26 protein-coding genes are annotated in these 25412 nt (G+C 64.3%); 8 read left to right on the top strand and 18 right to left on the bottom strand.

Annotated elements, in window-relative coordinates; genetic code table 11:
* Nucleotides 1–5 precede the first annotated feature (5 nt).
* From IVB28_RS12625 to IVB28_RS12585, 9 genes are all read right to left on the bottom strand, one after another.
* Nucleotides 6–2693: a PAS domain S-box protein gene (locus tag IVB28_RS12625; protein WP_247526503.1), complete on the bottom strand. Its 2688-nt coding sequence runs from the start codon at nucleotides 2691–2693 to the stop codon at nucleotides 6–8.
* A 121-nt stretch (nucleotides 2694–2814) separates the two neighbouring features.
* On the bottom strand, nucleotides 2815–3729 hold the full coding sequence (locus IVB28_RS12620) for an EamA family transporter (protein WP_247526502.1): 915 nt from the start codon (nucleotides 3727–3729) through the stop codon (nucleotides 2815–2817).
* Between the two features lie 80 nt (nucleotides 3730–3809).
* Nucleotides 3810–4625 (bottom strand): NUDIX hydrolase, encoded by an 816-nt coding sequence (locus tag IVB28_RS12615; protein ID WP_247526501.1) that lies wholly within the window; start codon nucleotides 4623–4625, stop codon nucleotides 3810–3812.
* Between the two features lie 4 nt (nucleotides 4626–4629).
* Complete coding sequence (locus IVB28_RS12610) at nucleotides 4630–5583, bottom strand: dihydrodipicolinate synthase family protein (protein WP_247526500.1); 954 nt, start codon at nucleotides 5581–5583, stop codon at nucleotides 4630–4632.
* Nucleotides 5584–5710: 127 nt separating this feature from the next.
* A complete protein-coding gene (locus IVB28_RS12605) occupies nucleotides 5711–6589 on the bottom strand; it encodes an SDR family oxidoreductase (protein WP_247526499.1) in 879 nt (292 codons plus the stop codon).
* A 159-nt stretch (nucleotides 6590–6748) separates the two neighbouring features.
* Nucleotides 6749–7609 carry a MaoC family dehydratase gene (locus tag IVB28_RS12600; protein WP_247526498.1) on the bottom strand — a complete coding sequence of 287 codons (861 nt, stop codon included), beginning with the start codon at nucleotides 7607–7609 and terminating at the stop codon, nucleotides 6749–6751.
* 207 nt (nucleotides 7610–7816) lie between these two features.
* A complete protein-coding gene (locus IVB28_RS12595) occupies nucleotides 7817–8206 on the bottom strand; it encodes a Zn-ribbon domain-containing OB-fold protein (RefSeq protein WP_247526497.1) in 390 nt (129 codons plus the stop codon).
* Nucleotides 8206–9363: a thiolase domain-containing protein gene (locus tag IVB28_RS12590; RefSeq protein WP_247526496.1), complete on the bottom strand. Its 1158-nt coding sequence runs from the start codon at nucleotides 9361–9363 to the stop codon at nucleotides 8206–8208. The genes IVB28_RS12595 and IVB28_RS12590 overlap by 1 nt, the downstream gene beginning before the upstream one ends.
* Before the next feature lie 408 nt (nucleotides 9364–9771).
* The gene (locus IVB28_RS12585) at nucleotides 9772–13263 is read right to left on the bottom strand and encodes an indolepyruvate ferredoxin oxidoreductase family protein (protein WP_247526495.1); all 3492 of its coding nucleotides are present in this window, start codon (nucleotides 13261–13263) and stop codon (nucleotides 9772–9774) included.
* Between the two features lie 281 nt (nucleotides 13264–13544).
* Here IVB28_RS12585 and IVB28_RS12580 point away from each other — a divergent pair, with 281 nt between their 5' ends.
* Nucleotides 13545–14783, top strand: a complete 1239-nt coding sequence (locus tag IVB28_RS12580) for a c-type cytochrome (RefSeq protein ID WP_247526494.1) — start codon at nucleotides 13545–13547, stop codon at nucleotides 14781–14783.
* A gap of 51 nt (nucleotides 14784–14834) precedes the next feature.
* On the opposite strand, the gene IVB28_RS12575 is transcribed toward IVB28_RS12580, so the two are convergent.
* On the bottom strand, nucleotides 14835–15479 hold the full coding sequence (locus IVB28_RS12575; protein ID WP_247526493.1) for a trimeric intracellular cation channel family protein: 645 nt from the start codon (nucleotides 15477–15479) through the stop codon (nucleotides 14835–14837).
* A 166-nt stretch (nucleotides 15480–15645) separates the two neighbouring features.
* Between IVB28_RS12575 and IVB28_RS12570 the strand changes: the two genes are divergently transcribed.
* Nucleotides 15646–16038, top strand: a complete 393-nt coding sequence (locus IVB28_RS12570; RefSeq protein WP_247526492.1) for a hypothetical protein — start codon at nucleotides 15646–15648, stop codon at nucleotides 16036–16038.
* Nucleotides 16039–16095: 57 nt separating this feature from the next.
* Here the strand turns inward: IVB28_RS12570 and IVB28_RS12565 are convergent, their stop codons facing one another.
* From IVB28_RS12565 to IVB28_RS12555, 3 genes are all read right to left on the bottom strand, one after another.
* The gene (locus IVB28_RS12565) at nucleotides 16096–16905 is read right to left on the bottom strand and encodes an isocitrate lyase/phosphoenolpyruvate mutase family protein (protein ID WP_247526491.1); all 810 of its coding nucleotides are present in this window, start codon (nucleotides 16903–16905) and stop codon (nucleotides 16096–16098) included.
* 91 nt (nucleotides 16906–16996) lie between these two features.
* Nucleotides 16997–17347 (bottom strand): antibiotic biosynthesis monooxygenase, encoded by a 351-nt coding sequence (locus tag IVB28_RS12560; RefSeq protein WP_247526490.1) that lies wholly within the window; start codon nucleotides 17345–17347, stop codon nucleotides 16997–16999.
* Nucleotides 17348–17383: 36 nt separating this feature from the next.
* On the bottom strand, nucleotides 17384–17692 hold the full coding sequence (locus tag IVB28_RS12555; protein ID WP_247526489.1) for an NIPSNAP family protein: 309 nt from the start codon (nucleotides 17690–17692) through the stop codon (nucleotides 17384–17386).
* Between the two features lie 153 nt (nucleotides 17693–17845).
* On the opposite strand from IVB28_RS12555, the gene IVB28_RS12550 reads away from it, so the two are divergent.
* Together IVB28_RS12550 and IVB28_RS12545 are read left to right on the top strand one after the other, a co-directional pair.
* A complete protein-coding gene (locus tag IVB28_RS12550; protein WP_247526488.1) occupies nucleotides 17846–18544 on the top strand; it encodes an ArsR family transcriptional regulator in 699 nt (232 codons plus the stop codon).
* 276 nt (nucleotides 18545–18820) lie between these two features.
* Nucleotides 18821–19069 (top strand): hypothetical protein, encoded by a 249-nt coding sequence (locus IVB28_RS12545; RefSeq protein ID WP_247526487.1) that lies wholly within the window; start codon nucleotides 18821–18823, stop codon nucleotides 19067–19069.
* 159 nt (nucleotides 19070–19228) lie between these two features.
* On the opposite strand, the gene IVB28_RS12540 is transcribed toward IVB28_RS12545, so the two are convergent.
* Complete coding sequence (locus tag IVB28_RS12540) at nucleotides 19229–19504, bottom strand: twin-arginine translocation signal domain-containing protein (RefSeq protein WP_247526486.1); 276 nt, start codon at nucleotides 19502–19504, stop codon at nucleotides 19229–19231.
* Nucleotides 19505–19618: 114 nt separating this feature from the next.
* On the bottom strand, nucleotides 19619–19933 hold the full coding sequence (locus IVB28_RS12535; protein ID WP_247526485.1) for a hypothetical protein: 315 nt from the start codon (nucleotides 19931–19933) through the stop codon (nucleotides 19619–19621).
* 129 nt (nucleotides 19934–20062) lie between these two features.
* Here IVB28_RS12535 and IVB28_RS12530 point away from each other — a divergent pair, with 129 nt between their 5' ends.
* Together IVB28_RS12530 and IVB28_RS12525 are read left to right on the top strand one after the other, a co-directional pair.
* Nucleotides 20063–20716 (top strand): glutathione S-transferase family protein, encoded by a 654-nt coding sequence (locus tag IVB28_RS12530; RefSeq protein WP_247526484.1) that lies wholly within the window; start codon nucleotides 20063–20065, stop codon nucleotides 20714–20716.
* Between the two features lie 71 nt (nucleotides 20717–20787).
* Nucleotides 20788–20940 carry a hypothetical protein gene (locus tag IVB28_RS12525; protein ID WP_247526483.1) on the top strand — a complete coding sequence of 51 codons (153 nt, stop codon included), beginning with the start codon at nucleotides 20788–20790 and terminating at the stop codon, nucleotides 20938–20940.
* A 21-nt stretch (nucleotides 20941–20961) separates the two neighbouring features.
* On the opposite strand, the gene IVB28_RS12520 is transcribed toward IVB28_RS12525, so the two are convergent.
* On the bottom strand, nucleotides 20962–21309 hold the full coding sequence (locus IVB28_RS12520) for a hypothetical protein (protein ID WP_247526482.1): 348 nt from the start codon (nucleotides 21307–21309) through the stop codon (nucleotides 20962–20964).
* Nucleotides 21310–21406: 97 nt separating this feature from the next.
* The gene (locus IVB28_RS12515; RefSeq protein WP_247526481.1) at nucleotides 21407–22939 is read right to left on the bottom strand and encodes an acyl-CoA carboxylase subunit beta; all 1533 of its coding nucleotides are present in this window, start codon (nucleotides 22937–22939) and stop codon (nucleotides 21407–21409) included.
* A 375-nt stretch (nucleotides 22940–23314) separates the two neighbouring features.
* Between IVB28_RS12515 and IVB28_RS12510 the strand changes: the two genes are divergently transcribed.
* Nucleotides 23315–23905 (top strand): hypothetical protein, encoded by a 591-nt coding sequence (locus tag IVB28_RS12510; RefSeq protein ID WP_247526480.1) that lies wholly within the window; start codon nucleotides 23315–23317, stop codon nucleotides 23903–23905.
* A gap of 38 nt (nucleotides 23906–23943) precedes the next feature.
* Here IVB28_RS12510 and IVB28_RS12505 read toward each other — a convergent pair whose 3' ends face one another.
* Nucleotides 23944–24876, bottom strand: a complete 933-nt coding sequence (locus IVB28_RS12505; RefSeq protein ID WP_247526479.1) for a LysR family transcriptional regulator — start codon at nucleotides 24874–24876, stop codon at nucleotides 23944–23946.
* A 95-nt stretch (nucleotides 24877–24971) separates the two neighbouring features.
* Here IVB28_RS12505 and IVB28_RS12500 point away from each other — a divergent pair, with 95 nt between their 5' ends.
* Nucleotides 24972–25391 (top strand): hypothetical protein, encoded by a 420-nt coding sequence (locus IVB28_RS12500; protein WP_247526478.1) that lies wholly within the window; start codon nucleotides 24972–24974, stop codon nucleotides 25389–25391.
* Nucleotides 25392–25412 lie beyond the last annotated feature (21 nt).

Raw genomic sequence — 25412 nt, 5'->3', positions numbered from 1 at the left:
TTTAGCTATTCCGCGGCCTGCTCGAGCGGTGCCGCGCGTGGCAGGATGATCTGGATACGCGTGCCGCTGCCGGGCTCGGAATCGAGATCGAGCCGTCCGCCGAGCCGGTTGGTGACGATGCTGTAGACGATGTGCAGGCCGAGGCCGGTGCCGCCCTGGTCGCGTCGCGTCGTGAAGAACGGATCGAAGGCGCGGCGGCGGACGTCGAGCGACATGCCGCAGCCATTGTCGGAGAAGATGATCTCGACATTGTCCTTGCCGGACTCCCGCACCTGAATGTCGATGGTCCCGGGCCGGCCGTCCGGGAAAGCGTGAGCCACTGAATTGAGAAACAGATTGGTCAGCACCTGGCCGTACGGGCCCGGATAGCTGTTCATGGTGAGATCGGGCTGACACTCGACGTTGAGCGTCAGATTGTGCTTGCGCAGCCCCGGCCGCAGGCTCATCACCACCTGCTCGGTGAGGTCGCCGAGATCGAAGTTGCGCTGGTCCGAATAGTTGCGGTCGGCCGCGACCTGCTTGAACGACTGGATCAGTTCGGCGGCGCGGTTGAGATTGGAGACGAGCTGCGAGGATGCGTCGCGGCTGGTGCTGAGGTAGTCGTTGAGCGTGGAGCGGCGGAGCTCGCCGCGCTCGACCTCGGCAGTGAACATCGCGGTCTTGCGCTCCAACGCGGAAGCGACCGTGAGGCTGATGCCGACGGGATTGTTGACCTCGTGCGCGACGCCGGCGACCAGGCGTCCGAGCGCCGCGAGCTTCTCGGCCTCGATCAGCGAGGCCTGCGTCTCGCGCAGATTGCGCAGCGCGGTCTCGGCGGATTCCTTGGCCTTGCGCATCTCCTGCTCGCCGCGCTTGCGCTCGCCGATGTCGAGCGCGACGGTGACGATCCGCTCGATCTCGCCCTCGGCATCGAGCAGCGGCAGCTTGTTGACCAGCCATTGCCGCATGTTGCCGAAGGAATCCTCGTACTCCTCCTCGTAGAAGCCAAGGCCTTTGCGGAGCTTGAGCACCCTCTTGTCGCTCTCGTCCGACTTGGCCGCGCCATAGCGCGACATCAGGTCGGCCGTGGTGCGGCCGAGCGCATCGCCCGGCTCGATGCCGAAGATTCCGGCCATGTAGCGGTTCATCAGCACGTAGCGCAGGTCGCGGTCCTTGACGTTGATCACCGCGGGCACGGTGTCGATGACCTGCTGGAGCAGGCGACGGCCTTCGGCGATGGCGTCTTCCGCCCGCTTCTGGTCGGTGATGTCGCGCAGCGTGCCCTCGTAGCGGACGATGTTGCCCGTTTCGTCGCGCACGCCGGTGGCGCTGTCGGAGAGCCACAGGATGTCGCCGCTGCGCTGGCGCACCTGATACTCGAACTCGCGCACCATGCCGTCGCGCGCCATCAGCCGCTGGTATTCGACGCGCGCCTCGGGATGGACGTAGATCGTGTGGGCGATGTCCTTGATGCTGTCGATCAGCTGCTGCGGGCTGTCGTAGCCCATCATCCGCGCCAGCGCCGGATTGGCGTTGAGCAGATCGCCGGCCGGCGTCGTCACATAGATGCCGTCGACCGAGCCCTCGAACAGTTTCCGGTAGCTCTCCTCGGCGAGGCGCTGCTCGGTGAGCGCGCGCACGGCCGCCTCGCGCGCAGTATCGGCCTCCTCCAGCGCGCGGCGGAACACTTCGGCCGCACGCGCGATGTCGCCGATTTCGTTGTCGAGGTCGGCTGACGGGATCGAGGTGTCTTTCTGGCCCGCCGCAAGCGCGCGAATGGAACGTGCGATCTGGGCGAGCGGACGGACCGTCCTGCGCACCACGAAGCCCGCCGCGAGAATGCCGATCAGAACGCCGATGGTGCCGAGCACGATGCTCTGCCACCGCGCTTCCGTCAGCGTACGGGCAAAGTCGCGCGACAGCACGTGGCCGCGCCGGTCGCTGACTTCGCGCAGCAATTCGGTGACGCGGCCGATCAGCCGGCCCTCGGTTCCCAGCACCTCGCGGTCGATGTCGGCGATCTGCCGCTCGCGGACGGCCACGGCCATGATGGCCTCGGCATAATCGTTCACTGCCGACTTCAGTCCGGCATCGCCAATGTTCAGCGCCCGCATGTTCTGCGCGGCCTGCTCCGCAGCGGACGGGTTGCGCGCGAGCAGCCCGAGCGCGATGCGGCTCTGCGCCTCGGACAAGCGGGACGCCAGCTCGCGGTCGGCGGTGCCTGCGACGACTGCGTCGAACTGGTCGCGCCGCGGCGGCAGGCTGGCAAGCAGCTGGGCGCGGCGATCGATCAGGGTCGAGATCCGTTCGAGGCCGCTCCGATAGGTCGCTAGGCGCTCGGTGACCCCATCGATCATGTCCTGCTGCTCGGGTGCAAGCTCGATGCGGGTCTTCTTCAGGATGTCGCTGAGCGTCGAGGCCGCCTCGCCGACCTGCTGGAACTGGGTGCCCGCGCCGGGATCGGTGACGAAGTCGCGCGCGGCGAGCCGCAGCTCGTTCATGCGACGGTCGATGTCCTCGGCGAGGTCACCAACGCTCTGGAGCCGTTGCAGCTCGGCAAAGGTCGTGTCGATGTGCCGGATCGCGATCACGCTCGCGGTCGAGGTGACGATGATCACCGCCAGCACCAACAGGAAGCTGCCGAAAGTGAGCTGGCCGATGGAGAGCGAGAATGTTCGCTTTTTCTCAGGGGGCGGCGTCAATTCGGCGGACATTGGGCTTTGAGGACCGGGATATCGGGGGCCTAATATACGACGTATTGCCGCCCGGGGGGAACATGCCTCGGGCCGCCGATTATCGTTAATATTGCGGCCCTCGGAGCCCCCTTACCCCAAGCTATGACGCTTCGATACTGGCCCGCCGCCGGCCCGGGATCGTCATGGCGGCAACGCCGAGAACGACGCAGGCCAGCCCGATCCAGGCGGTCCGGCTCAGGCTCTCGCCGAGGAAGGCGACGCTGATGGCGACGCCAATGGGCACGCGGAGATAGGCCTGCGCCGTGGTGCCGACCGAGCCCAGGGTCTGGATCAGGCGGAAATAGATCGCAAAGGCCGCGGCCGTCGAGAACACGGCGAGCGCGAGCAGCGCCAGCACTGAGCTTTGCGAGGGCGACAGCGTCCAGGGCTGTTCGACCACCAGCGAGGCGGGGATCAGGACGGCGGCCCCGGCCAGCAGCGAGCCGGCTGCCGGCGCCATGGGGTCGAGACCTTTGAAGCTGCGGCCGAAGATCGCGGCGCAGGCGTAGCAGATCGTGGCGGCAACGATCGCCGCCTCCGCGACGAGGCCGCTACCGATGTCGTGAAAGGCGTCGACGCCGACGATCAGCAGGATGCCGGCCATGCCGGCGACGACGCCGAACAGCTTTCGTGGTGTCGTCGCTTCGTGACGGGTCACGACCGCCGTGAGCAGGAAGGTGAAGATCGGGCCGGCCGAGTTGAGGATGGTGGCCAGCGTAGCATCGACATGGCGCTCGCCCCAGGCGATCAGCGTCCAGGGGATGACGCTGTTGAGCACGGCCTGGAAGGCGAAGCGCCGCCAGGTGGCGGCATCCGTCGGCATGCGGATGCCGCGCGCCCACATGACGGCCAGCAGCAGGAGGCCTGCGATCGTGGTGCGCGCCGCGATCAGCGTAATCGGTGGGATGGTGGCAACGCCGAGCTTGATGAAGGTGTAGGAGCCGCCCCAGAGCGTTGCGAGGGCGACCAGGAGCGCCAGCTCGACGGCAATGTTGGTGCCCTGCCGGTTAATCATCCTGTGCGTCCCATCCATTCGCGATGGACGGAACATAGCGTGACCGCGATCCTCGATACTTCGTCACGCGTCGAAGTGTATTAGCCCAGCGCCCCCACCTCGAACACCTCGCCGTCATAGCCGGCCTCGCGGGGGATGCGGAGCTGGCGGCCGGTTTCGGTCTTGGTCATGACCGGCATCACCATGACGATCGACATGCCACGGGCATGCTCCATCGCCGCCTGCACCGTTTGCTGCTTCGCCAGCCGGATCAGATTGCGCGTGGTCGGGAACGGCAACTTGAAGCGGCCGCTTTCTCCGCCCTCCACCGCCTCGCGCGGCGAGACCCAGATCGAATCGGTCGACTCCCGGCCGTCATGGGCGCCGAGTTGATCGGGCGGCGCCGCGGCAAGGAAGAACCAGGTGTCGAAACGCTTCGGCATGCCCTCCGGCGTGATCCAGTGCGCGTAAGGCACCAGCGTGTCGAGCGCGAGCTGCAGGCTGTTGTCGGTCAGGATGCTCAGGAAGCTGACCTTGTGCTCGTTCAGCGCGACGCGATGCGCATTCGCAATCTCACCGGCGCGCTCGGCGTCGATCGGCAGGCCCGTCTCCTTCGACCGCGCCAGCAGGATGCCGCTCTCCTCAAAGGTCTCGCGGATCGCGGCGATGCGAAATCCGCGGTCACCTTCACTGAGACCCTCGCCGCCGGAATACAGGTCGGAGCGGGCGACGATCTCCTTGTCGCCGGCATCGACGCTGCCGCCGGGAAACACCAGCGCGCCCGAATTGAACTCGATCTGATGATGGCGAACCATCATGAAGACTTCAATCGCGCCGCGGCTCTTGCCGTCGGCCTGAACGCCGTCGCGCAGCAGGAGGATCGTCGAGGCCGGGCGTGATGCTGATGTCTCGGCCATGCAACTAACCTGCGGCGCTGGATTGCGGGCCGAGATTGGCGCGCTTGTCGACACGGGCGACGCGCGACAGCAAATATTCGACCTCCGCCCGCGCCATCGCCGTGATCGTGGCGCCGGGCTTGCGCTGGGCACTGGAGGCGATGATGCCGCGCTTCTGCAGCACGTATTTGCGGATGGTCAGGCCGACACCGGGCTGCTGCTCGTAGCGGATCAACGGCAGATGCGCGTCGAACAAATCATGCGCGGCATCGCGCTTGCCGGCTTTCGAGAGGTTCACCACGTCGATCAGAAGCTCCGGGAAGGCGTAGCCAGTCATGGCGCCGTCGGCACCGCGCTCCATCTCGAAGTCGAGGAACGTGCCGCCATTGCCGCAGAGAATCGAAAGCGGACGGAGCGAACCGTCCTTCTGGAAGCCGCGCAGTGTCGTGATCTTCTCCAGCCCCGGCCAGTCCTCGTGCTTGAGCATCACGCAGTTCGGATTGTCCATGACGATCTTGCGGATCACGGCGGGCGTGAACACCACCGACAGCGTCAGCGGATAATCCTGGAGCACCCAGGGTACATCAGGCCCGATCGCTTCCGCGGCCTGCTTGAAATAGCCGACGATCTGGTCATCAGTACGCAAGGACGGCGGCGGCGCGATCATCACACCGGCCGCACCGGCCTCCATCGAGGCCCTTGCCAACGAGCGCATGGTGGCAAAACCTGGCGCGGAGACGCCGACGATCACCTGCATTGTCTTGGCACGCTTGACGAAGCGCACCGCCACCTGCTCGGCTTCAGTGGCGTCGAGCTTGGGCGCCTCACCGAGGATGCCCAGCACCGTGACGCCGTCGCAGCCGACCTCCTCGTAGAAATCGGTCAGGCGGTCGATCGAGCGCTCGTCGATCCGGCCATCGTCGTGGAACGGCGTCGGCGCGATTGCGAAGGTGCCCTTGGCCTCGGCGGTGAGTTTCATCAGTCCTGCATCCCTTGTTCGTCATTCCGCGGCGGCTCGGAGAGCCGAACTCTGGTGCGCAATTGCGCACCTGAGAATCTCGAGATTCCGGGTTCGTGCTTCGCACGCCCCGGAATGACGGAAAAGTCTAAAACCGCCGCGCCCCCATCTTGATCTGCTCGTCGGAGAAGAAGATCTCCTTGGCATGATCGGCGATGTCCTGGGCCTTCCAGCCCGTGTGCGGCGGTTTCCAGCCTTCCATTTCCATCATCCGCATCTCGCGCACGCCGCGGGGCCCGGACACGCCCAGCACCTTGCCGGTCTGGTCGCCCGACAAGTCGCTGACCATGTATAGCACGGCCGGCGCGATGCCGTCCGGCCCCAGCGCCGCGCCCGGGTTCTCCTTATAGCGGGGCAGGTCTGCGGTCATGCGGGTCAGCGCGCCCGGCGCTAGCGTCCAGATCCGGATGTTGTATTTGCGGCCCTCGATCGCCAGCACGTTGGACAGGCCCCAGATGCCGCCCTTGGCAGCTCCATAGTTGGTCTGGCCGAAATTGCCGATCAGCCCTGATGTCGAGGAGGTGTTGACGATGACACCGCCGCCGTTTTCCCGCATCCAGCGAAATACCGGCATGGTGCAACAAAAGGTGCCCTTCAGATGCACCTTGATGACCTTGTCCCAATCCGATTCAGAGGCCTTGGTAAAGGTCTGGTCGCGCAGGATGCCGGCATTGTTGACCAGGATGTCCGCGCGGCCGAAGTGCTTGATGGCGTCGTCGAATACAGACTGGCCGCCCTCCATTGTCGAGATGTCGGCGCCGTTGGCAACGGCCTTGCCGCCCTCGGCCGTGATCGCGTCCACCACAAGCTGCGCCATCGACTTGTCGGCGCCGGAGCCGTCGCGGGGCCCGCCGAGGTCGTTGACAACGACCGAGGCCCCTTCGCGCGCGAACAGCTTTGCGTAGGCTTCACCGAGCCCGCCGCCCGCGCCGGTGATCAGCGCGACCTTGCCGTCGAGTAGTCCCATGGTGGCTTCTCCTTGTTTTCGTTTTCTCGTGTCCCGGACGCGATGCAGCGCGCAACGCTGCTTCGCAGAGCCGGGACCCAGTTCTTGGTTGGGACCCTCTGGGCCCCGGCTCTGCAGCGCACCGCTAAGGAGCGCTGCGCTGCGTCCGGGGCACGAGAGTTACGCGAGCACCGTCTTGCCGTTCTTGATCACGGTGACGCCGCGCGACTTCACCTTGGCTTCGAACGAGATGACGTTGCCGTCCTTCCAGAGGTCCATGGTCACGGTCTCGCCCGGATAGACCGGCGAGGAGAACCGCGCGACGTGCTGGCGGAAGGCGCTGGCGTCGTAGTCGGCATAGGTCTGGAGCACGCCGCGGCACGTGATGCCATAGGTGCACATGCCGTGCAGGATCGGGCGCGGGAAGCCGGCCTTCGTGGCGAACTCGGGATCGGAGTGCAGCGGATTGCGGTCGCCGCAGAGGCGGTAGACCAGCGCCTGGTCGGGCCTCGTCGTGATGTCGATGGTCTTGTCGGGACTGCGCGAGGGGATCTTGTGCGGATCGGGTTGGGTCAGGCTTGGCCCGCCAAAGCCGCCGTCGCCGCGGGCAAAGCGCGAGGCGACCAGCGTTGCCAGCTTCTCGTCCTTCTCGTTCTTCAGCACGGTCTGGTGAGCGATGACGACGCCCTTGTCCTTGCCCTTGTCGTAGATCTCGACGACGGTCGAGTCGGCCGTGATGTTCGCGGCCACCGGCAGCGGTTGGTGGAAGGTGATGTCGCGCTCGCCGTCCACCACCATCACGCGGTTGAGATTCATCTCGCCCGGCCCCGAGCCCCACGCGGCGACGGAGGCAAAGGTCGGCACCACCTTCAGCGGCCGCGGCGTCAGCGTGCCCTCGTTGACGAAGGCGAGTTCGTTTTCATCCATGGGATCGGCGCCGAGGCCGATGCCACAGGCGTAGAGCATCACCTCGCGGTCGGTGTAGGCATATTTCTGGCCGAGGTTTTTGAGGGATTTCAGCTCTTCGTATCTGGCGGACATTTTTCTGGTTTCCTCCCGGCGTTGTTCTCAGCGAGCAGCGGCGCTCGTTAATCTGCCCTCTCCCCTTGTGGGAGAGGGCCGCGAGAGCCGTGCAACAAACTCGTTTGGGTGAGGGGTTCGCTCCGCATCGAACAATTTCTCGGTGGAGAAATACCCCTCATCCGGCGCTTCGCGCCACCTTCTCCCGCAAGGGGAGAAGGGAAGAAGTCAGGCCGCCGTGAAGAACGGCAGCGGCGCGCCATCGGTCGGCTTGAACACCACCTTCACCTTCTGGCCGATCTTCAACGTCGTCAGATCGCAATCGACGAAATTGGTCTGGAGCGACGGTCCCTCCTTCAGAGTGACGTAGCCGATCGCGTAAGGACCGGTCGGCGACTTCCGCATCAAGCTGTAAGTGTAGATCGTGCCTTCGCCCGAAGACTCCTCCCACACCGTCTTGTCGGAGTAGCAGAACGGGCAGATCGCGCGCGGGAAGTAATGCGCTTCGCCGCAGGCGGTGCAGCGCTTGATCATGAACTTGCCCTGCTTGGCCGCGTCCCAGAACGCGGCGGTCTCGGGGTTCGTCACGGGGGCCGGATATTTCTTGGCTTCGCTCATCACACGCGCTCCAGAATCGCCGTCGAGGCGGCGTGGCGGACGCCGAGAAGCCCGCCGGTGCCGTGGGCGATGGCGAGATCGCAATTCTTGACCTGCACCTTCGGATGGGCCTCACCGCGCAGTTGCCGCACGGCCTCGAGGATCTTGGTCATGCCGCCACGGTTGACGGGATGGTTGCTGCAGAGGCCACCGCCATCGGTGTTGAACGGCAGCTTGCCCACGCCCGAGATCAGATTGCCGTCGGCGACGAACTTGCCGCCCTCGCCCTTTTTGCAGAAGCCGAGGTCCTCGAGCTGCATCAGCACGGTGATGGTGAAGCTGTCGTAGATCGAGGCATACTTGATGTCCTTCGGCGTGATGCCGGCTTCCTCGAACGCACGCGGGCCGGACCAGATGCCGGCGGAGTACGTGAGATCGAGATCCTTGCCGCCGCGCGGGCCCTTCATGGCCTCGCCGTGGCCGATCAGTTTGACCAGCGGCTTCTTGAGGCTCCTGGCGATCTCCGGCGTCGTCACGATCAGCGCACCGCCGCCGTCGGAGACGACGCAGCAATCCATGCGATGCAAGGGATCGGAGATCATCGGCGAGTTCAGGACGTCCTCGACGGTGACGACGTCCTTGAGCATCGCATGCGGATTGTATTGCGCGTGATGCGACGCTGCGACCTTGATCCAGGCGAGCTGCTCCGAGGTGGTGCCGTAGTCGTGCATATGGCGCATGGCACACATGCCATAGGCATTGTGCGTGGTTGCGCCGTAGGCGGACTCGAAATCGGCCTCGGCACCGGCCGCACGCGGCGGCATCACCCCGGTGCGCGGCTTGCCGGCCAGCGTGATCAGCGCAATCGAGCACTTGCCCGCCGCGATCGCCTCGGCGGCATGGCCGAGATGGATGATATAGGAACAGCCGCCGGTCTCGGTGGAATCGACGTGGCGGAGCTTCCTGGTGTTCAGGCCGAGATAATCGACCATCGGCCAGGCGCCGCCGGGGGCGTCCCCTGCGCAGAAATAGCCGTCGACGTCGTCCTTGCTGATCCCGGCATCCTCGAGCGCGCCCTTGGCGACCTCGGCATGGAGCTGCGCGGTGGATTTGTCCGGCGCGTGCCGGGTCGGGTGTTCGAATATCCCGGCAATGTAGGCCTTGCCCTTGATGGTCAAACTTCAGGTCTCCGCTGGCGTTTCTTGTTGCTCCGTTTTTCTGAACCGCGGATGGCAGCTTGGCAAGCGCGGAAATATTCCGCCCCGCGAGAGGGCAGCGGGTTGGCGCAATTGGCGAGCTCTCGTGTCCCGGACGCGCTGCATCGCTTCAGCGTTGATGCGCAGAGCGGGGCACGACAGGCCGAGCAACATCGTAGAGGTGCTCTGCCCGGCGCTTCGATTTTGCGAAAACAACCCCATGCACAGTAGACCGGTCGTTGGTTTCACACCGGAATTCGTAAGACGGACAAAGCGACTTGTCCGCCGTAGCTCGAAGAGCGAAGGCGGAAGCGTCCCCGCGTTCTCCTGCAATCCTGGTGAGATGATGGGCACGGCGCTTTGCGCCTTTGCCCACCCTACGAGATCACCCTACTCCGCAGCGATCTGCCTTGGCGCCGGCGGCGGGCTGGCGAGATCAGCCGCGAGTTGGGCGTAGCGCAGCTTGGCGTCGTTCACCGCCTTCTCCTTCACCGGGCCGTAGCCGCGGATGCGGTCGGGCAGCGACAGCAATTCGACCGCGGTATCGATCGTGACTGGCGACAACAGGCCGAGCACGGTGGCGACGTCCTTCTCGTAGCCGGCGATCAGATCGCGCTCGAGCTTGCGGTCGGCGCTACGGCCGAAGACGTCGAGCGCGGTGCCGCGCAGGAATTTGAACTTGGCCAGCACACGGAACACGTTCAGCATCCACGGGCCGAACGCGCGCTTCTTCGGACGTCCCAGCGCATCGACGCCGCTCGCCAAGATCGGCGGAGCCAGGTTGAAGCTGAACTTGAATTCGCCCTCGAACTGGTCGCGGAGCTGCTGCTCGAAGGCGCCGTCGGAGTAGAGGCGCGCGACTTCGTATTCGTCCTTGTAGGCCAGCAGCTTGGCATAGTTGACGGCGACCGCGCGCGGCAGCGCCTCATCATAACCACCCTTCACCGCGACATCGCGGACCTGATCGACCAGCTTGCGGTAACGTTCGGCGAGGCGGCTATTCTGATAGGCGGTCAGATGCCTAGCGCGGTGCTCGATGACTTCGTCGAGTGTCATTGCGTCCAGGGTCTTGGGCGCGATGACCTCGTCCGTTCCCTTGAGCATGTCGGCGAGACGCTGGGGGTCCGCGACGGCGAGGCGGCCGAGGCGAAACGCCTCCTTGTTCATCTTGATCGAGACGCCGTTGACCTCGATCGCCTGCTCGATCGACTCCGCCGACAGCGGCAAGAGGCCCTTCTGGTAGGCGTAGCCCATCATCATCATGTTGGTGGCGATGCTGTCGCCGAGCAGCTGCTCGGCCGGCTTGGTGAAATCGAAGAACACCGACTCCTCGTGCAGCGCCGTCTCCAGCAATCCGTTCAGCTTGCGGGTCTGGAAGTTGAAATCGCGGTTGAGGACGAAGTCTGCGGTGGGAATGACGTGGCTGTTGATGATGCCGCGGGTGCGGCTGGTGTCGCAGAGCGAGATGGTGTCCTTGGCGACCGCGACCACCTCATCGGCCGCGAGCACAACGTCAGCCGTGCCGGTAACGATGCGCGAACAGGTGACCTCGGCCGGATGATCGGACAGGCGCACATGGCTCAGCACCGCCCCGCCCTTTTGCGCCAGGCCCGACATGTCGAGGATCATCGAGGCCTTGCCTTCGATGTGCGCGGCCATGCCCAGGAGCGCGCCGATGGTCAGCACGCCGGTACCGCCGACGCCGCCGACCGCGATGTTGTAGGGCTTATCCAGATTGGGGCGCGATGCCGGCTCAGGCAGCGTGCCGATATCGCCAACGCCGGCCGGCGCGCGCTTGCGCATCTTGCCGCCGTCGACGGTGACGAAGGACGGGCAAAAACCTTTGACGCAGGAATAATCCTTGTTGCAGGTCGACTGGTTGATGGCGCGCTTGCGGCCGAACTCGGTCTCCAGCGGCTCGACCGAAATGCAGTTCGATTGCACTGAGCAATCGCCGCAGCCTTCGCACACCGCGGGATTGATGAGCACGCGGCGGGCCGGATCCTCCAGCGTGCCGCGCTTGCGGCGGCGGCGCTTCTCGGCGGCGCAGGTCTGCACGAACACGATTGCGGATGCCCCCTTGATCTTGCGCAGCGTTTTCTGGACGGCGTCGAGCTCGTCTCGATGCGCGGTTTTGACTCCTGGCGCGATCTCGTTCGCCGGATAGGCGTCAGGGTTCTCCGAGACCAGATAGATCTCGCGGATGCCTTCGCTATGGAGCTGGAAGGTGATCTGCTGCGGCGACAATTCGCCGTCGACATGCTGGCCGCCGGTCATCGCGGTCGCGTCGTTATAGAGGATCTTGTAGGTGATGTTGGCGCCGGAGGCGACCGCCTGGCGGATCGCAAGGCTGCCGGAATGGAAATACGTGCCGTCGCCGAGATTGGCGAACACGTGCTCTTCCTTGGTGAAAGGGGCAACGCCCACCCACGGCACACCCTCGCCACCCATGTGGGTGAAGGTCTCGGTGGAGCGATCCATCCAGAGCGCCATGAAGTGGCAGCCGATTCCGGCAAAGGCGCGGCTGCCTTCGGGCACCTTGGTCGAGGTGTTGTGCGGGCAGCCGGAGCAGAAATACGGGGTGCGGGCGACAGGCGCTGTCGCCTGCATTTGCGAAGCCTGGCGGCCGTTGAACCAATCGGCCTTGGCGCGCAGCATCGTTGCGATTTCGGGATTGAGATCAAGTCGAAGCAGGCGCTCGGTCAGCGAACTGGCCAGGGAAGCGACGCTGAGTTCTTCAGCAAAGGGAAGGAAGCGCTTATCGTGATCGTCCATTTTGCCGATGATGCGGGGACGGACGTCGTCGCGCCAGTTGAACAGCTCCTGCTTCACTTGATTCTCGACGATCTCGCGGCGCTCTTCGATGATGAAGATTTCCTCGAGACCTACAGCGAATTGCCTGACGCCTTCCGGCTCAAGAGGCCACGGCATACCGATCTTGTACAATCGAAGTCCGATCTTGGCGGCGACCTCGGGTGTAATACCGAGCTCGCGCAGCGCCTGACGGATGTCCTCGTAGCTCTTGCCGGACGCCATGATGCCGTAGCGGGCGTTCGGCGAATCCATGGTGATGCGATTGACCTTGTTGGCGCGCGCAAAAGCGATCGCGGCAAAGCCCTTGTAGTCCTGCAGGCGGCGATCCTGGGCGAAGCGATCGTCGGGCCAGCGCAGATTGAGGCCACCCTCCGGCATTTCGAAATCGGTCGGGATCACGAACGGCGTCATCTCGTCGGTGAGGTCGATCTCGGCGGTGGTCTCCACCGTCTCCGTGATCACCTTCATGCCGACCCAGCAGCCCGAGTAGCGCGACATCGCGATGCCGAGCAGGCCCATCTCGATCATCTCGTGGATGCTCGATGGATATAGATACGGCATCAGCGCCGACATGAAGGCATGGTCGGATTGATGCGGGACCGTGGAGGATTTTGCGCCGTGGTCGTCACCGGCAAGGCACAGCACGCCGCCGTTCTTGGCCGAGCCTGCGGCATTGCCGTGGCGGAACACGTCGCCGCAGCGGTCGACGCCGGGGCCCTTGCCATACCAGATGCCGACCACGCCATCATACTTGGCGCCGGGCGAGAGGTTGAGCTGCTGCGAACCCCAGACGGCGGTGGCCGCCAGATCCTCGTTCACGCCGGGCTGAAACTTGATGTTGTAGGCTTCGAGATGCTTGCGGGCGGCAAAGAGCTGCTGGTCGTAGCCGCCGAGCGGCGAGCCGCGATAGCCGGAGATGAAGCCCGCGGTGTTGAGGCCGCTGGCGCGGTCGCGCCGGATCTGGGCCATGGGCAAGCGGACCAGCGCCTGGATGCCTGTGGTGAAGACGTGTCCGGTTTCCTGGGTGTATTTTTGATCGAGACTGATCGGACCCTGGTTGATGCCCATGCTGTCCTCTTTCCAACGCCCTGTTCAGGTCTTGCCTTAAGCCGTTGCTTGCCCGTTATTTTTAGCTAGGGCGCGCCGACCAACTCCGCCACTCTATGTCGGATATTTCACCATCCGCATCACAAATCTGGACTAAAGGGAGCGCCGGGTAAAAATCGCAATTTCGTGGCCTGAAACACGCTGGCCATTTGCAATTTGTGTCACCATACCCCCGCCGCCGCGAAATGAATTGACGGCGCCTCGGGCGGGAATGCGGGCGTTTGGTCGCAGGAGTGGCTTCGATGCGGACAATTCTGGCCGGCCTGGCCGTTGCGGGCTTGGCGTTGTGCAGTGCGGTTGCAAGCGTTGCAGACGCGGCCGAGCCGTCGTCGGAGCTGATCGCCTACGGCAAGACGCTCGTCGAGGCCGGCGATTGCGCGGGCTGCCACACCGCCGATCCCGCCAAGCCGTTCGCGGGCGGCAAGCGCATCGACACACCCTTCGGCGCGATCTATGCGCCGAACCTGACCCCGGACCGCGACACCGGGATCGGCGCCTGGAGCGACGCCGATTTCACCCGCGCCTTGCGCTATGGCATCGCGCCCGACGGCTCGAACTATTATCCGGCGTTCCCCTACCCTTACTTCACGAAGATGACGAAGGACGACACGCTGGCGATCCGCGCCTATCTCGGCACGCTGGCGCCTGTCGTGAGCCGCAACAAGCCGCCGGAGCTGCGCTGGCCGTTCGGCTATCGCGGCCTGATGCGAGTCTGGAACGCCGTGTATTTCAAACCCGGCCTGTTCGAGCCCGACCAGAGCAGAAGCGCGGCCTGGAACAGAGGGGGCTATCTCGTCACCGGGCTCGGTCATTGCGGCGCCTGCCACACGCCGAAGAATTATTTCGGCGCCGACAGGGACACGCAGGCGCTATCCGGCAATGAGATCGGCGGCTGGTTTGCCCCGCGCCTCGATGGCGCTTCCCGCACTGGGCTGAAGTCGTGGAGCGAGGCTGAGATCACGGAGTATTTGCAGAGCGGACGCAACGCCAGGAGCCACGCCGGAGGACCGATGGCGGAAGTGGTCGTCAACGCGACCTCGAAGATGAGCGATGCCGATGTGCGTGCGATCGCGGTTTACTTGAAGGGCCTGCCGCCGGCACGGCGCGAGACGATCGTAACGCCGCCTGACGACGCCGAGATGAAGGCCGGCCAGGCGGTCTACGCAAAACTCTGCATCGCCTGTCATGAAGCCGACGGCTCAGGCGCGCCCCGGATCTATCCGCCGCTGCCCGGCAACGCGCTGCTGCAATCGATCAATCCGTCCTCCACCTTGCGCATCATCCTCGACGGCGCCCATACCGTGACGACGCCACGCGCGCCCAATACTGGCGAGATGCCGGCATATGACAAGCAGCTGTCCGATGAGGAGATCGCGGCGGTCACGAACTACATCCGCAACTCCTGGGGCAATGCGGGCCTGCTGGTGACGCCGGCGCAGGTGGCGAAGGCGAGGACGCGAGGGGCGAATGCGCAGGAGTGAGTAACGAATGGCCCGATCTATTCGCTGTTCGGCGTTTGCTCGCGCAGGCGCTCACCGCTCCCCATCCTCGGTGAACACGAATTTCGGCATCTCCCATTTGTAGCGGACCGCGAGCAGGCGGAAGCTGAGGCCGAGCACGAAGGTCAAGATCGTCCAGAGCTCGGCATTAAGATGGAGGCCGAACGCGGTTGCATAGAACAGCCCTGTCACCACCGAGACGCTGGCGTAGAGCTCGGAGCGAAACAACAGCGGCACGTCGTTGCAGAGCACGTCGCGCAACACGCCACCGGCGCAGCCCGTCACCATGCCGGAGACGATCACGATCGGCAGCGAGGCACCCATCTGCCAAGCAACGTCGCAGCCGATCATGGTGAAGACGACGAGGCCGATGGCGTCGAGCACGATGAAGGCCACCTTCAGTCGGTGCACGAGACGCGCGATCAGGATGGTGAGGAAGGCCGCACCGCCGGCGAGCGCGAGATAGAGGGGGTTTTGCACCCACGCCAAAGGATAATGTCCGAGGAAGAGATCGCGCAACGTGCCGCCGCCGAGCGCGGTGATGCAGCCGAGAAAGCAGACCCCCAACCAGTCCATGCTGCGGCGTCCGGCAGCCAGCGCAGCCGTCATGCCTTGGGCGGCTATCGCGACCAGGGCCAGGAAATGCAGCACGCTATCCGTCGGCGGCAGGCTCCACACCGGTTTATTCCTTCCTCGCCGCGATGGAACTCGCGTCCAGTTCCCCTGCCAGAGTGGTTCCCGATTCCCGGCAGGAGGGCAACATGCGACGAAAGCCTTAGGGAGGGCGGAACTGAACCTCGCATCTAACGGTTGTCCAGCCACAATAATCGAGGAGACCCAATCGATGGCTGACGACCGTTTCACCAACGATCCGTACCGCCCGAATCTCGCCGATGATGAGTATGGCAACGCGGCGCGACGGGATGCCCAACTTCAGGCCGACCCGGAGCTTGGCGAAGGCCCGGCCTCCAGCGGCAAGGTAGCCCTGTTCGCAGTGGCAATCGCCTTGGTGCTGGGTGCCGTTTTCTACGGCCTGAACAATACGAACACCGGCAACCAAGCGAGCAACACGCCGGCGACGCAGACCGCGCAGCAGGCGCCGTCTGCCAATCCGGCCGCACCTCCGGGCGTGCGCGACGTGACGCCGCGCACCAACACCGGGCCGGGCGTAACCACGGGCGCAGCGCCGAGCAAGACCGCTCCGGATACGCCAGCCCCGGCTGAGGGCGCGAAGTAACGATTTGCAACAACATGCAACAGCGGCGGGATTTACATCCCGCCGTTTTCGTTGTTCCTAGCTGAACATCTTGTTGAGCTCGCCGCCGGGATACCCGCTCGCGAGCTCCGCGAAAGTGCCCTTCTCCGCCATTTCCTTCGCCGCGCGCATGAAGCCGCCCCAGGCGGCGCGTGCGAGTGAACCGCCGACGCTGATCCGGCGCACGCCGAGATCGGCAGCTTCCTGCAACGACAGCCCGGAGCCGCCGATCAGCAGGTTGAACGGTTTGGGATGCACCGCCTTCACCACGGCAACGATGTCCTCCCGGGTCTTCAGGCCCGGTGCGTAAAGGCAATCCGCCCCGGCGTCCGCGTAAGCGGTGAGCCGATCGATGACCAGCTTGAGATCGGTCATGCCCCACAAATAGGCTTCGCAGCGGCCGACCAGCAGCGTGCCGCTGTCGCCGATCGCCTTGCGCGAGGCCTTGATGCGCTCGACCGCGAGCGTGCGCTCGTAGATCGGCGCGTCCTTGTCACCGGTGGAATCCTCGATCGACAGGCCGGCAACGCCGGTGCGTACGCAGCGCTCGACATTGTCCGCGACCCTGTCCGGCTCGACCGCGAAGCCGCCCTCGAAGTCGGCGTTCACCGGAATATCGACGGCCGAGCTCAATGCTGCCAGATGCTGACAGACCTCCTCGACATTGATGTGGTTGTCAGCCTTGCCGATGGTCCAGGCAAAGCCCGCGCTCGATGAGGCGATCGCCTTGAAACCGAGATGCTGCAACGCCTTGGCGCTTCCGACGTCGACCGGATTGGGCAGAATGAAGCATCCGCTCTCGTGCATCTTCTTGAACGTCGCGCGCTTGTCAGCAGTTGTCACGTGCATGTTTCTCTCCCCTATTTGCCGCGCAGACATAGGCGCGCTCACGCGGCAGCGCCAGTGCGCGCCTGGCAGCGCCAGTGCGCGCCTGGCAGCGCTAGTGCGCGTCGTGCACCGCACGGCTATCCTTCGGCGCCTGCTCGCGATCGTTCATGCTGTAGTCCCTGATCACGCTGGCAATGCGCAGATGATAGTCGGCGAAGATATTTGCGCGGCCCTTGGCCTGGGTGCGCCGGTGCTCCATCGTGTTGCGCCAGGCCTGCACCGCCGCCTCGTCCCGCCAGAACGACATCGACAGGATCTTGCCCTTCTCGCTTAGGCTCTCGAAACGCTCGACCGAGATGAAACCGTCGATCGTTTGCAGCAGCGGCTTCAGATCGGCTGCGAGGTCGAAATAATCCTGGCGGTGTTCGGGCTTGGGCCAGACCTCGAAGATCACGGCGATCATGGGCATCTCCTGCTGCTATTTCGCCTACAATACCCCTTATAAGACCACTTGGCGCAGGAAGGTGCGCTCTTCGGCCATGATAAATTTGTGCTCCTCGGCGAAATGGAAATTCGCCATGCCCTCTGCGTCCTGCCGCAGCCGGGCGCGATAGGCCTCATAGGCGGCGAGACTGTCGAAGGTGATCAGCGCGGACGCAATGTTGTTGGTGCCCTCGTGCGGCATGAAATAGCCGATCAGATCGCCACCGCATTTCGGGATGATGGTGAGCCAGCGTTTCGAATATTCCTCGAACTGCGCGCGCTTGAAGGGGTCGAGCTGGTAGCGGATGAAGACGGTGAGGGACATGGTGGGCTCCTTTGGTATTCTTTGTCGTTGCGAAAGCGCGTGCGGCACCGTCGCCGCTGAAGCACTGGATTGCTTCGCTTCGCTCGCAATGAAGTGTTTGCTGCGACAGGCTACGCCCTTGTCTCACCGCGATGCTTCGGCTACCATCGAAGCATGAAATCAGGACCCGACATCGCCGTGATCGCTGCGCTGGTCGGCGACCCCGCCCGCGCCAACATGCTCACCGCCCTGATGAACGGCCGCGCCCTGACGGCGAGCGAGCTGGCGCAGGAGGCCGGCATCACGCCGCAGACTGCGAGCTCGCATCTGTCCAAGCTCGAGGCCGGCGGGCTGGTCGAGCCAGAGAAGCAAGGCCGCCACCGTTACTATCGCCTCACCGACGACGACGTCGCCGGCGTGCTCGAAGGTCTTGCAGGACTTGCGGCGCGGACCGGCCACATGCGGGTGCGCACCGGGCCGAAGGATCCGGCATTGCGGCGCGCGCGGATCTGCTACGACCATCTCGCCGGCGATCTCGGCGTGCAAATGCTGGATTCCTTGCGCGAGCGCAATCTGGTCCGGCAGAAGAAGCAGGAGATCGAGCTGACGGCCGAGGGCGAGCGCTTCCTCGCCAAACATCTGCAGATCTCGCCCGATATGCTGACCCATCCGCGCCGCCCCGTGTGCAAGGCCTGCCTCGACTGGAGCGAGCGGCGGCATCACCTCGCCGGCACGCTGGGAGCCTCCATGATGCAGCGTTTCGCGGAACTGAAATGGGCGGCGCGCGACGCCACGCCCGGCAGCCGTGTCGTGAACTTCACCCGCACCGGCGAGAAGCAGTTTGCCGCGCTGTTCGGTAACAGCAAGGACTGACCACGCGCGCTTTAGGTGCGGATGCCGGACTTTCCATCCGCAAGCGCCAAGCTTCTGTCGCCCAAGGCCGCATGCGGCGAATGTTCATGCCGCATTCAGGTCATGATTGGCAGGTTTGGATCGCGCCGTGTCGATGTGTTGCAAGATTTGACATGTCGAATCGTGTCTTTTGATTCATTGTGCGCCGCAAGCGCCAACCCCAAAGACTTGCCACCAAGACTTGCCCCCAAGACGTGCCCCCAAGAACTTGCCCCCAAGGACGAGAAGGAAGACCAAATGAAATACCTGTTCGCCGCCGCCATGCTCGCCAGCGCGGTCGTCGGTTTCAGCGAGGCGGCCAGCGCCGCCGAGGGTTGCGGCCGAGGGTTCTATCGCGGTCCCTATGGAAATTGCCGTCCGATGCGCGGCGCAGTCGTGGTGCGCCCGGGCCCCGTGTATGTAGCCCCGCCGGTCGTCGTCGTGCCCCGCGCGCGCGCGTGCCCCTATGGCTTCCGCTGGTACGCCGGCCGCTGCCGCCCGTTCTGATCTGGTCCATTTGCATTGCAAAATGGCCGCGCGGCGAAAGCCTGCGCGGCCATCTTCGTTTTCAGAGTTTGCCGCCGACGATTCGTTTGCCGAGCAACTCGGAATCGAAACGGGGACCGCTGGCTGCGATCCCCGTCCGATTCGCTATTGACCGCGAGCTTACCAGTGACGGCGGTGCCAGCGCCGGCGATGCCGGCGCCAATGACGATGGCCCCAGCCGCGATGGCGGCCATGCCAGTGAACCTGTTCGGGCGTCAGGTTGGCGGCTTCCTCGCCGGTGGTGACGGCAGGACGAGCGTCGGGATTGCCTTGCGGGGTGCGAGCGGGCTCACTGAGCGGCTGCGGCGACAGCGGTGCGGCCTGCGCGGTCGCAGCGAATGCGGCGGCGCCCGCCGTCACCCCGAGTGCAAGTTTCAAAAAGTTTCGACGCTCCATGACATGTCCTCCAGTCTACCGAGCAAGTGATGCAGAAGGAGTGTCGCGGGCACGACATGAACCGAGGCTGAATCGCATGTTCAGATTCGTTGCGTAGCGGAGATTCGGTGTGCCCTACTGCGAAAACTCCTGCGCCAGCACCAGCGTCTCGCGTGTACGCTTCACGTCCGGCCAGTCGCGGTTGAAATCGGCGACGAGCTTTTGCAGCGCGTCACCTTTCAGCATAGCCGCGAGCTTGGCCTCGTCATCGAACTGATAAATCGCCTGGTGCAGCGAGGGATCATCAAGGCTCCAGTACCGCCATGCCTTGCTGACGCCAAATGCCTTCACGGCGTCGGGCAAATGTTCCGTCTCGTACCACCGGTCGAAGGCGGCGCGCTTGGTGGTGTCGGAGACAATGGCGCGGACGACGAAGAAGGCTGACGGCATCGGGTTTCCTCCTGTGTTTGGAATGAGACTAGCCGCTCTGGTCGCCGGCGACAAAAAGAGTCGGCATCGGTGTCGGACTGGGCGCCCTTCCCTCGTCCTTTGCTTCGAACCAGGACACGGAGACAGCAAATGGCCGACCTCACCCTGACCACCTTCAGTTGGGTTCCCGAACCGCCGCGAGGCTTCGTGCGTGATCTTCGCGTGCGCTGGGCCCTCGAAGAAGCGGCGCTGCCCTATCGTGTCGCCAGCGCTCCGTTCGACGATCGCGGGCCCGCGCATCTCGCGCACCAGCCGTTCGGCCAGGTGCCGTGGCTGACCGATGGCGACCTCTCGATCTTCGAGAGCGGCGCGATCCTGCTGCATCTCGGCGGGCTAAGTGCGAAACTCATGCCCGCCAACCCGCGCGGTCGCGTCGAGGCGACGGAATGGGTGTTCGCCGCGCTCAATTCGGTGGAGATGGCCAGCCTGCCCTGGGGAATGTCGAAGTTCATGGGACATCCGACCGACACGGCGGCGTGGAAATTCGTGGACGACTTCCTCAAGCTTCGGCTCAAGCATCTCGAGCCGGTGCTGGCCAGCCGCGAATGGCTGGCCGGTTCCTTCTCCATCGCCGACATCCTGATGTCGGATGTGCTGCGCGTCGTGGATAGTTTCGGCGGCCTGGCGGACAGTCCTGCCTGCCGCGCCTACGTCGCACGGGCTACGGGTCGACCGGCGTTTGCAAAAGCCCACGCAGACCAAATGGCGCATTTCGCCGCAGCGGATAAGGCTCGCGAGGTGTGATGCGCCTCACTTAACTGGCTTCACCTTGGCCGTACAGTCACCCCGACCGGAACGAAGCAACGGAGGATCACATGGCCCGCATCGAATATCTCAAAGACCAGCTTGCCCGCGCCGAGCGGCTGGCGAAGGCGATCCTTGACCGGCAGACTGCCGAGCGACTTCAGGCATTCGCGGCCGAATGCCGCTCCGAGTTGTCCGTGCTGACGCACAGAGCCGCCGCGTGAAGCATTCGACCGCGCGCCGCGTCACACCAGCTTCATTGGGGTATCGGCAACCAGGCGAAGGTCGATCGTGCCGATCAACGCCGCTCGGCGCGCCTCCGCAGCGCTGATAGCGCTCTCGGTCTGGCGCAGCGTAGAGACGTTCGAGCCGAGCGATACGATCCCGCCCAGCACCAGCGCGATCGATCCAAGCGCGGCGGACTGCCCCATCCCGAGCAGGCCAAGGATCGTGATCAGCAGCAGCGCGGCCCCGCCGCCGATCGCGATCTTGGACGCAAGGATATACTTCCGGCACCGCTCGGCGATCTCGGCGAGCCGCTCGATCCGATCTTCGATGTCGGAAATTTCGTCGGTGAGGTCGTCTTCGGTCATGCCACTTCAAGAGAATTACTACCCGCACGAGCAAAGCGACATGCGAGGCCCAGGCAAAGACCCGGATGTCGCTTTCGCTCATCGGGGCTACGTGCTTTCACAACGGCAAATTGTCGTGCTTCTTCGCCGGCGTCTCGATCTTCTTGTCCTTCAGCATCGACAGCGCTCGCGCGATCCGCTTGCGCGTCGAGTGCGGCATGATGACGTCGTCGATATACCCGCGCTCGGCTGCGATGAAGGGCGACAGGAAGCGGTCTTCGTATTCCTTAGTCCGGGCGGCGATCTTGTCGGCGTCGCCGATGTCTGAGCGGAAAATGATCTCGACCGCGCCCTTGGCGCCCATCACCGCGATCTGGGCGGTCGGCCAGGCGTAGTTCATGTCGGCGCCGATCTCCTTGGAGGCCATGACGTCGAAGGCGCCGCCATAGGCCTTACGGGTGATGATGGTGACCAGCGGCACGGTACACTGCGAATAGGCGAACAGCAGCTTTGCGCCATGCTTGATCAGACCGCCATATTCCTGCGCGGTTCCGGGCAGGAAGCCCGGCACGTCGACGAAGGTGACGATCGGGATGTTGAAGGCATCGCAGAAACGGACGAAGCGGGCCGCTTTCCGCGATGCGTCGCTGTCGAGCACGCCGGCCAGCACCATCGGCTGGTTGGCGACGAAGCCGACGGTGCGGCCCGCGATGCGCCCGAAGCCGGTGACGATGTTCTTGGCAAAGGAATCCGCGATCTCGAAGAAATCGCCCTCGTCCACGACCTTCAGGATCAGTTCCTTCATGTCGTAGGGCTTGTTCGGATTGTCGGGGATCAGCGTATCCAGGGACATGTCGACGCGTCCGATGTCGTCGAAGCTCGGCCATTCCGGCACGCCGTCGGTGTTGTTGGACGGCAGGAAGTCGATCAGGCGCCGCATCTGCAACAGCGTCTCGACGTCGTTCTCGAAGGCCCCGTCCGCGATCGAGGAGCGCGTGGCGTGCACCGAGGCGCCGCCGAGCTCTTCCGCCGTGACGACCTCGTTGGTCACGGTCTTTACCACGTCGGGGCCGGTGACGAACATGTAGCTGGTGTTCTTCACCATGAAGATGAAATCGGTCATCGCCGGCGAATAGACGTCGCCGCCGGCGCAAGGGCCCATGATGACGGAGATCTGCGGGATCACGCCCGAGGCAAGCACGTTGCGGCGGAACACGTATGAGTAGCCGGCGAGCGCCGCGACACCTTCCTGGATGCGGGCGCCGCCCGCGTCATAGAGGCCGATGATGGGCGCCCTCGCCTTCATCGCCATGTCCTGCAGTTTTGTAATTTTCAGCGCGTGCGTTTCAGACAGCGAACCGCCGAAAACCGTAAAGTCCTTGGCGAACACAAACGTCTTGCGGCCGTTGACGGTGCCCCAACCCGTCACGACGCCGTCACCGGGGACCTTGGTCTTCTCCATGCCGAACTCGGTGGAGCGGTGCTCGACGAACATGTCGAATTCCTCGAACGATCCCTTGTCGAGCAAGAGCTCGATCCGCTCGCGCGCGGTCAGCTTGCCGCGGGCGTGCTGCGCCTCGATGCGCTTCTCCCCGCCGCCGAGCTTTGCGCCGGCGCGACGATCTTCAAGGGCGTCCAGGATGTGTTTCATTTGCTCCCGCCAGTTCTTAAGCCTCTACGCGACCGGGGTTCTAACACGGCATTTTGCGGAGCAGGAAGCCGCTTTCGGCGCCGCAGAGCTGCCGTGAAGCAGCGGGAAAGCGCAAGGAATTACAAAGTTTTGCCTGCGAGCCGATCGTGGACGCGGGAATGGCCGGACGGGCCGGGCTTCCGCTTCACCCGTCTCGGCCGGATCGGCTCGCAGAAGAGCGCCTGATCCCTGCTATCTCTAGCAAATTGGTGTCCCCGCCCGGTTGACCGGGCCTGCCGATTCAGGCTTGCTCGGAGCTTACGATCAGGCGCCGAATGTTGCGTGAGCCCAGTTCGGTACGGCGGCGGTCACCAGGCCTTGGCTTTGGCATCACACATGTCCGCGACGGTCACCCTGCCGCCGAACTCATCGTCCGAAACCACCGACTTCCTGCGCCGGATGGCCAGCATGGTGTCGGGACGGAACGGCGAAATGCTGCTGCGTGCCGCAAGCCTGATCGAGTCGCTGACGCAGCGGGCGATGTCGGCCGAGCGGCTCTATCACCAGCAGCAGGTCGAGAGCACGCGCAACGCCGAGCTGCGCTTGGCCGCCGAACTCGCCTCCGATGCCATGGTCGGCCAGATCGAATTGCTGCGGGCGCAGCTTGCCGAGGTCACCGCGGCAGCCGCGGCCGAGCGCGCCGCGTTCGATGCCGAGCGCGGCAAGCTGATCGGCTTGATGCAGAATGCCGAGAGCCATATCGGCAAGCTCACGACCGAGCTGGACAGCCTGCGCGCCTCCATCGACAGCTTCAACGAGACATTTGTTTCCGTACCGATTGAGGTGCTGCAGCTGGCACGGACGCAGTTCGATCATCTCTCGAGCGGCTTTGCCAGGCGCGGCGATGTCATCTCGCAGGCGATGAGCGAGATCGGCGGCTTCGCCATCGACCAGGCACTGACAGCGAAGAAGACCGACGCCGCCTGAGGTCCCCCAGCCCAGCCGCCGCAGGCGATGCCGCGGATTTATCCGCGATATTCCCAAGTCGACGCACTGTCCGACAGAACCCGCAACAGACTCCGGATACGCGTGGGCATCTGTTTGCGGCTGACTTGCACGGCATGGATCGGCGTATTCGGCACCCGCCAGCGGCGCAATAGCTCCACAATGCGTCCGCCTTCGAGGTCCTTCAGGCCGCACCAGGCCGGAAGCCAGGCTATTCCGAGGCCGCGCGAGACCATCGCCCACGCCACCGACATGTCCTCGACGACCACGCGCTTTCGCGGCAGCATCCTGATCAGCGCGCCGTCCGACGGATTCTGAAATTGCCACGGCATGAGCTGCCCCGTTGCCGGATCGCGAAAACCAATCTGATGATGCGCCTTGAGGTCTCGAATCGAGCGCGGTTCTCCCATGAACTCGACATAGCGGCGGGTCGCAACCAGCACGCAGGGGAACGTCGCGAGCCGCTTGGCAGTGACGCCGGGGTGGCGATCGAGGGAGCCGAACCGAATAGCGATGTCGATTCCTTCGGTTCCCAGATCGAGGCCGAAATCGTCCACCTTCAGTTCAAGCTCGAGCGCCGGATTGGCCTTGAGAATGGCCGGTAGTTTCGGCGCGATGCAGGTCCTGAGGAAAGCGCCCGGAGCTGCAAGGCGCACGCGTCCGGCTTCGCCGCCGGTGGCTTCGTCCAGCATCACGTCGAGTTGCTCGGCCTGCCGCAACAGATCGCGCGCGCTCTCCAGCAGGCGTTCGCCGTCATGCGTCAACGAGATCGCATGCGTGGTCCGGTGAAGCAGCTTCACGCCCCGAATCTGCTCGAACCGCGCGATCGCCTTCGACATCGCCGAGGTCGACGTTCCGGCGCGGCGGGCGGCTTCGGCGAACGAGCCTGCTTCGACGACGCGGACGAACTGAAGCAGATTGAGGAGCTGCTGATGGCTGCGCGGTGTCGCCATGCTGTCATCATAGCAATGACATTGCGCCCACTACAAGACCGCCTGCGAGGGCTGATATCAGATCGCAGCAATGGATCTGACGATTGGAGGGAACAGTGTTTGTTGAAATCGGCGAAGCATCACTCGTATCGGCGCATGCAAAATTGCCGGAAGATCAGCCGATCTTCATGCTCAACCTCCTGCGCTATCGGGATGAAGCCTTGTACCGGGCGAACCGAGAGCTTCCGTCCTGCAGCGGGCGCGAGGCCTACTACACGCGCTATGTCCCCGCCTTTCGCAAGCTGGCCCTCAATCAAGGGGTCGTGCCAAACTGGCTTGGATCGGTCGGAGCTGTGCTGGTGGGAGCTGAAGGCGAAGGCTGGCACGACGCCGCGATCGTCCGCTATCCCGACTTTCCAACCTTTCAGCGCATTGTCTTGAGCGCGGACTATCGGCGTGACGCCGAGCCGCACCGCCTGGCCGCGCTCGCCGACTGGCGCCTGATTGCGACGACTGAAGTGCAGGTGCCGGCCTAGCAGGCAACTGCACGCGTCGAT

This window comes from Bradyrhizobium sp. 199, from assembly GCF_023073355.1.
Lineage (GTDB): Bacteria > Pseudomonadota > Alphaproteobacteria > Rhizobiales > Xanthobacteraceae > Bradyrhizobium.
The sequence above is the reverse complement of the archived record's forward strand: the minus strand, read 5'-3'. Positions and strand labels throughout refer to the sequence as shown.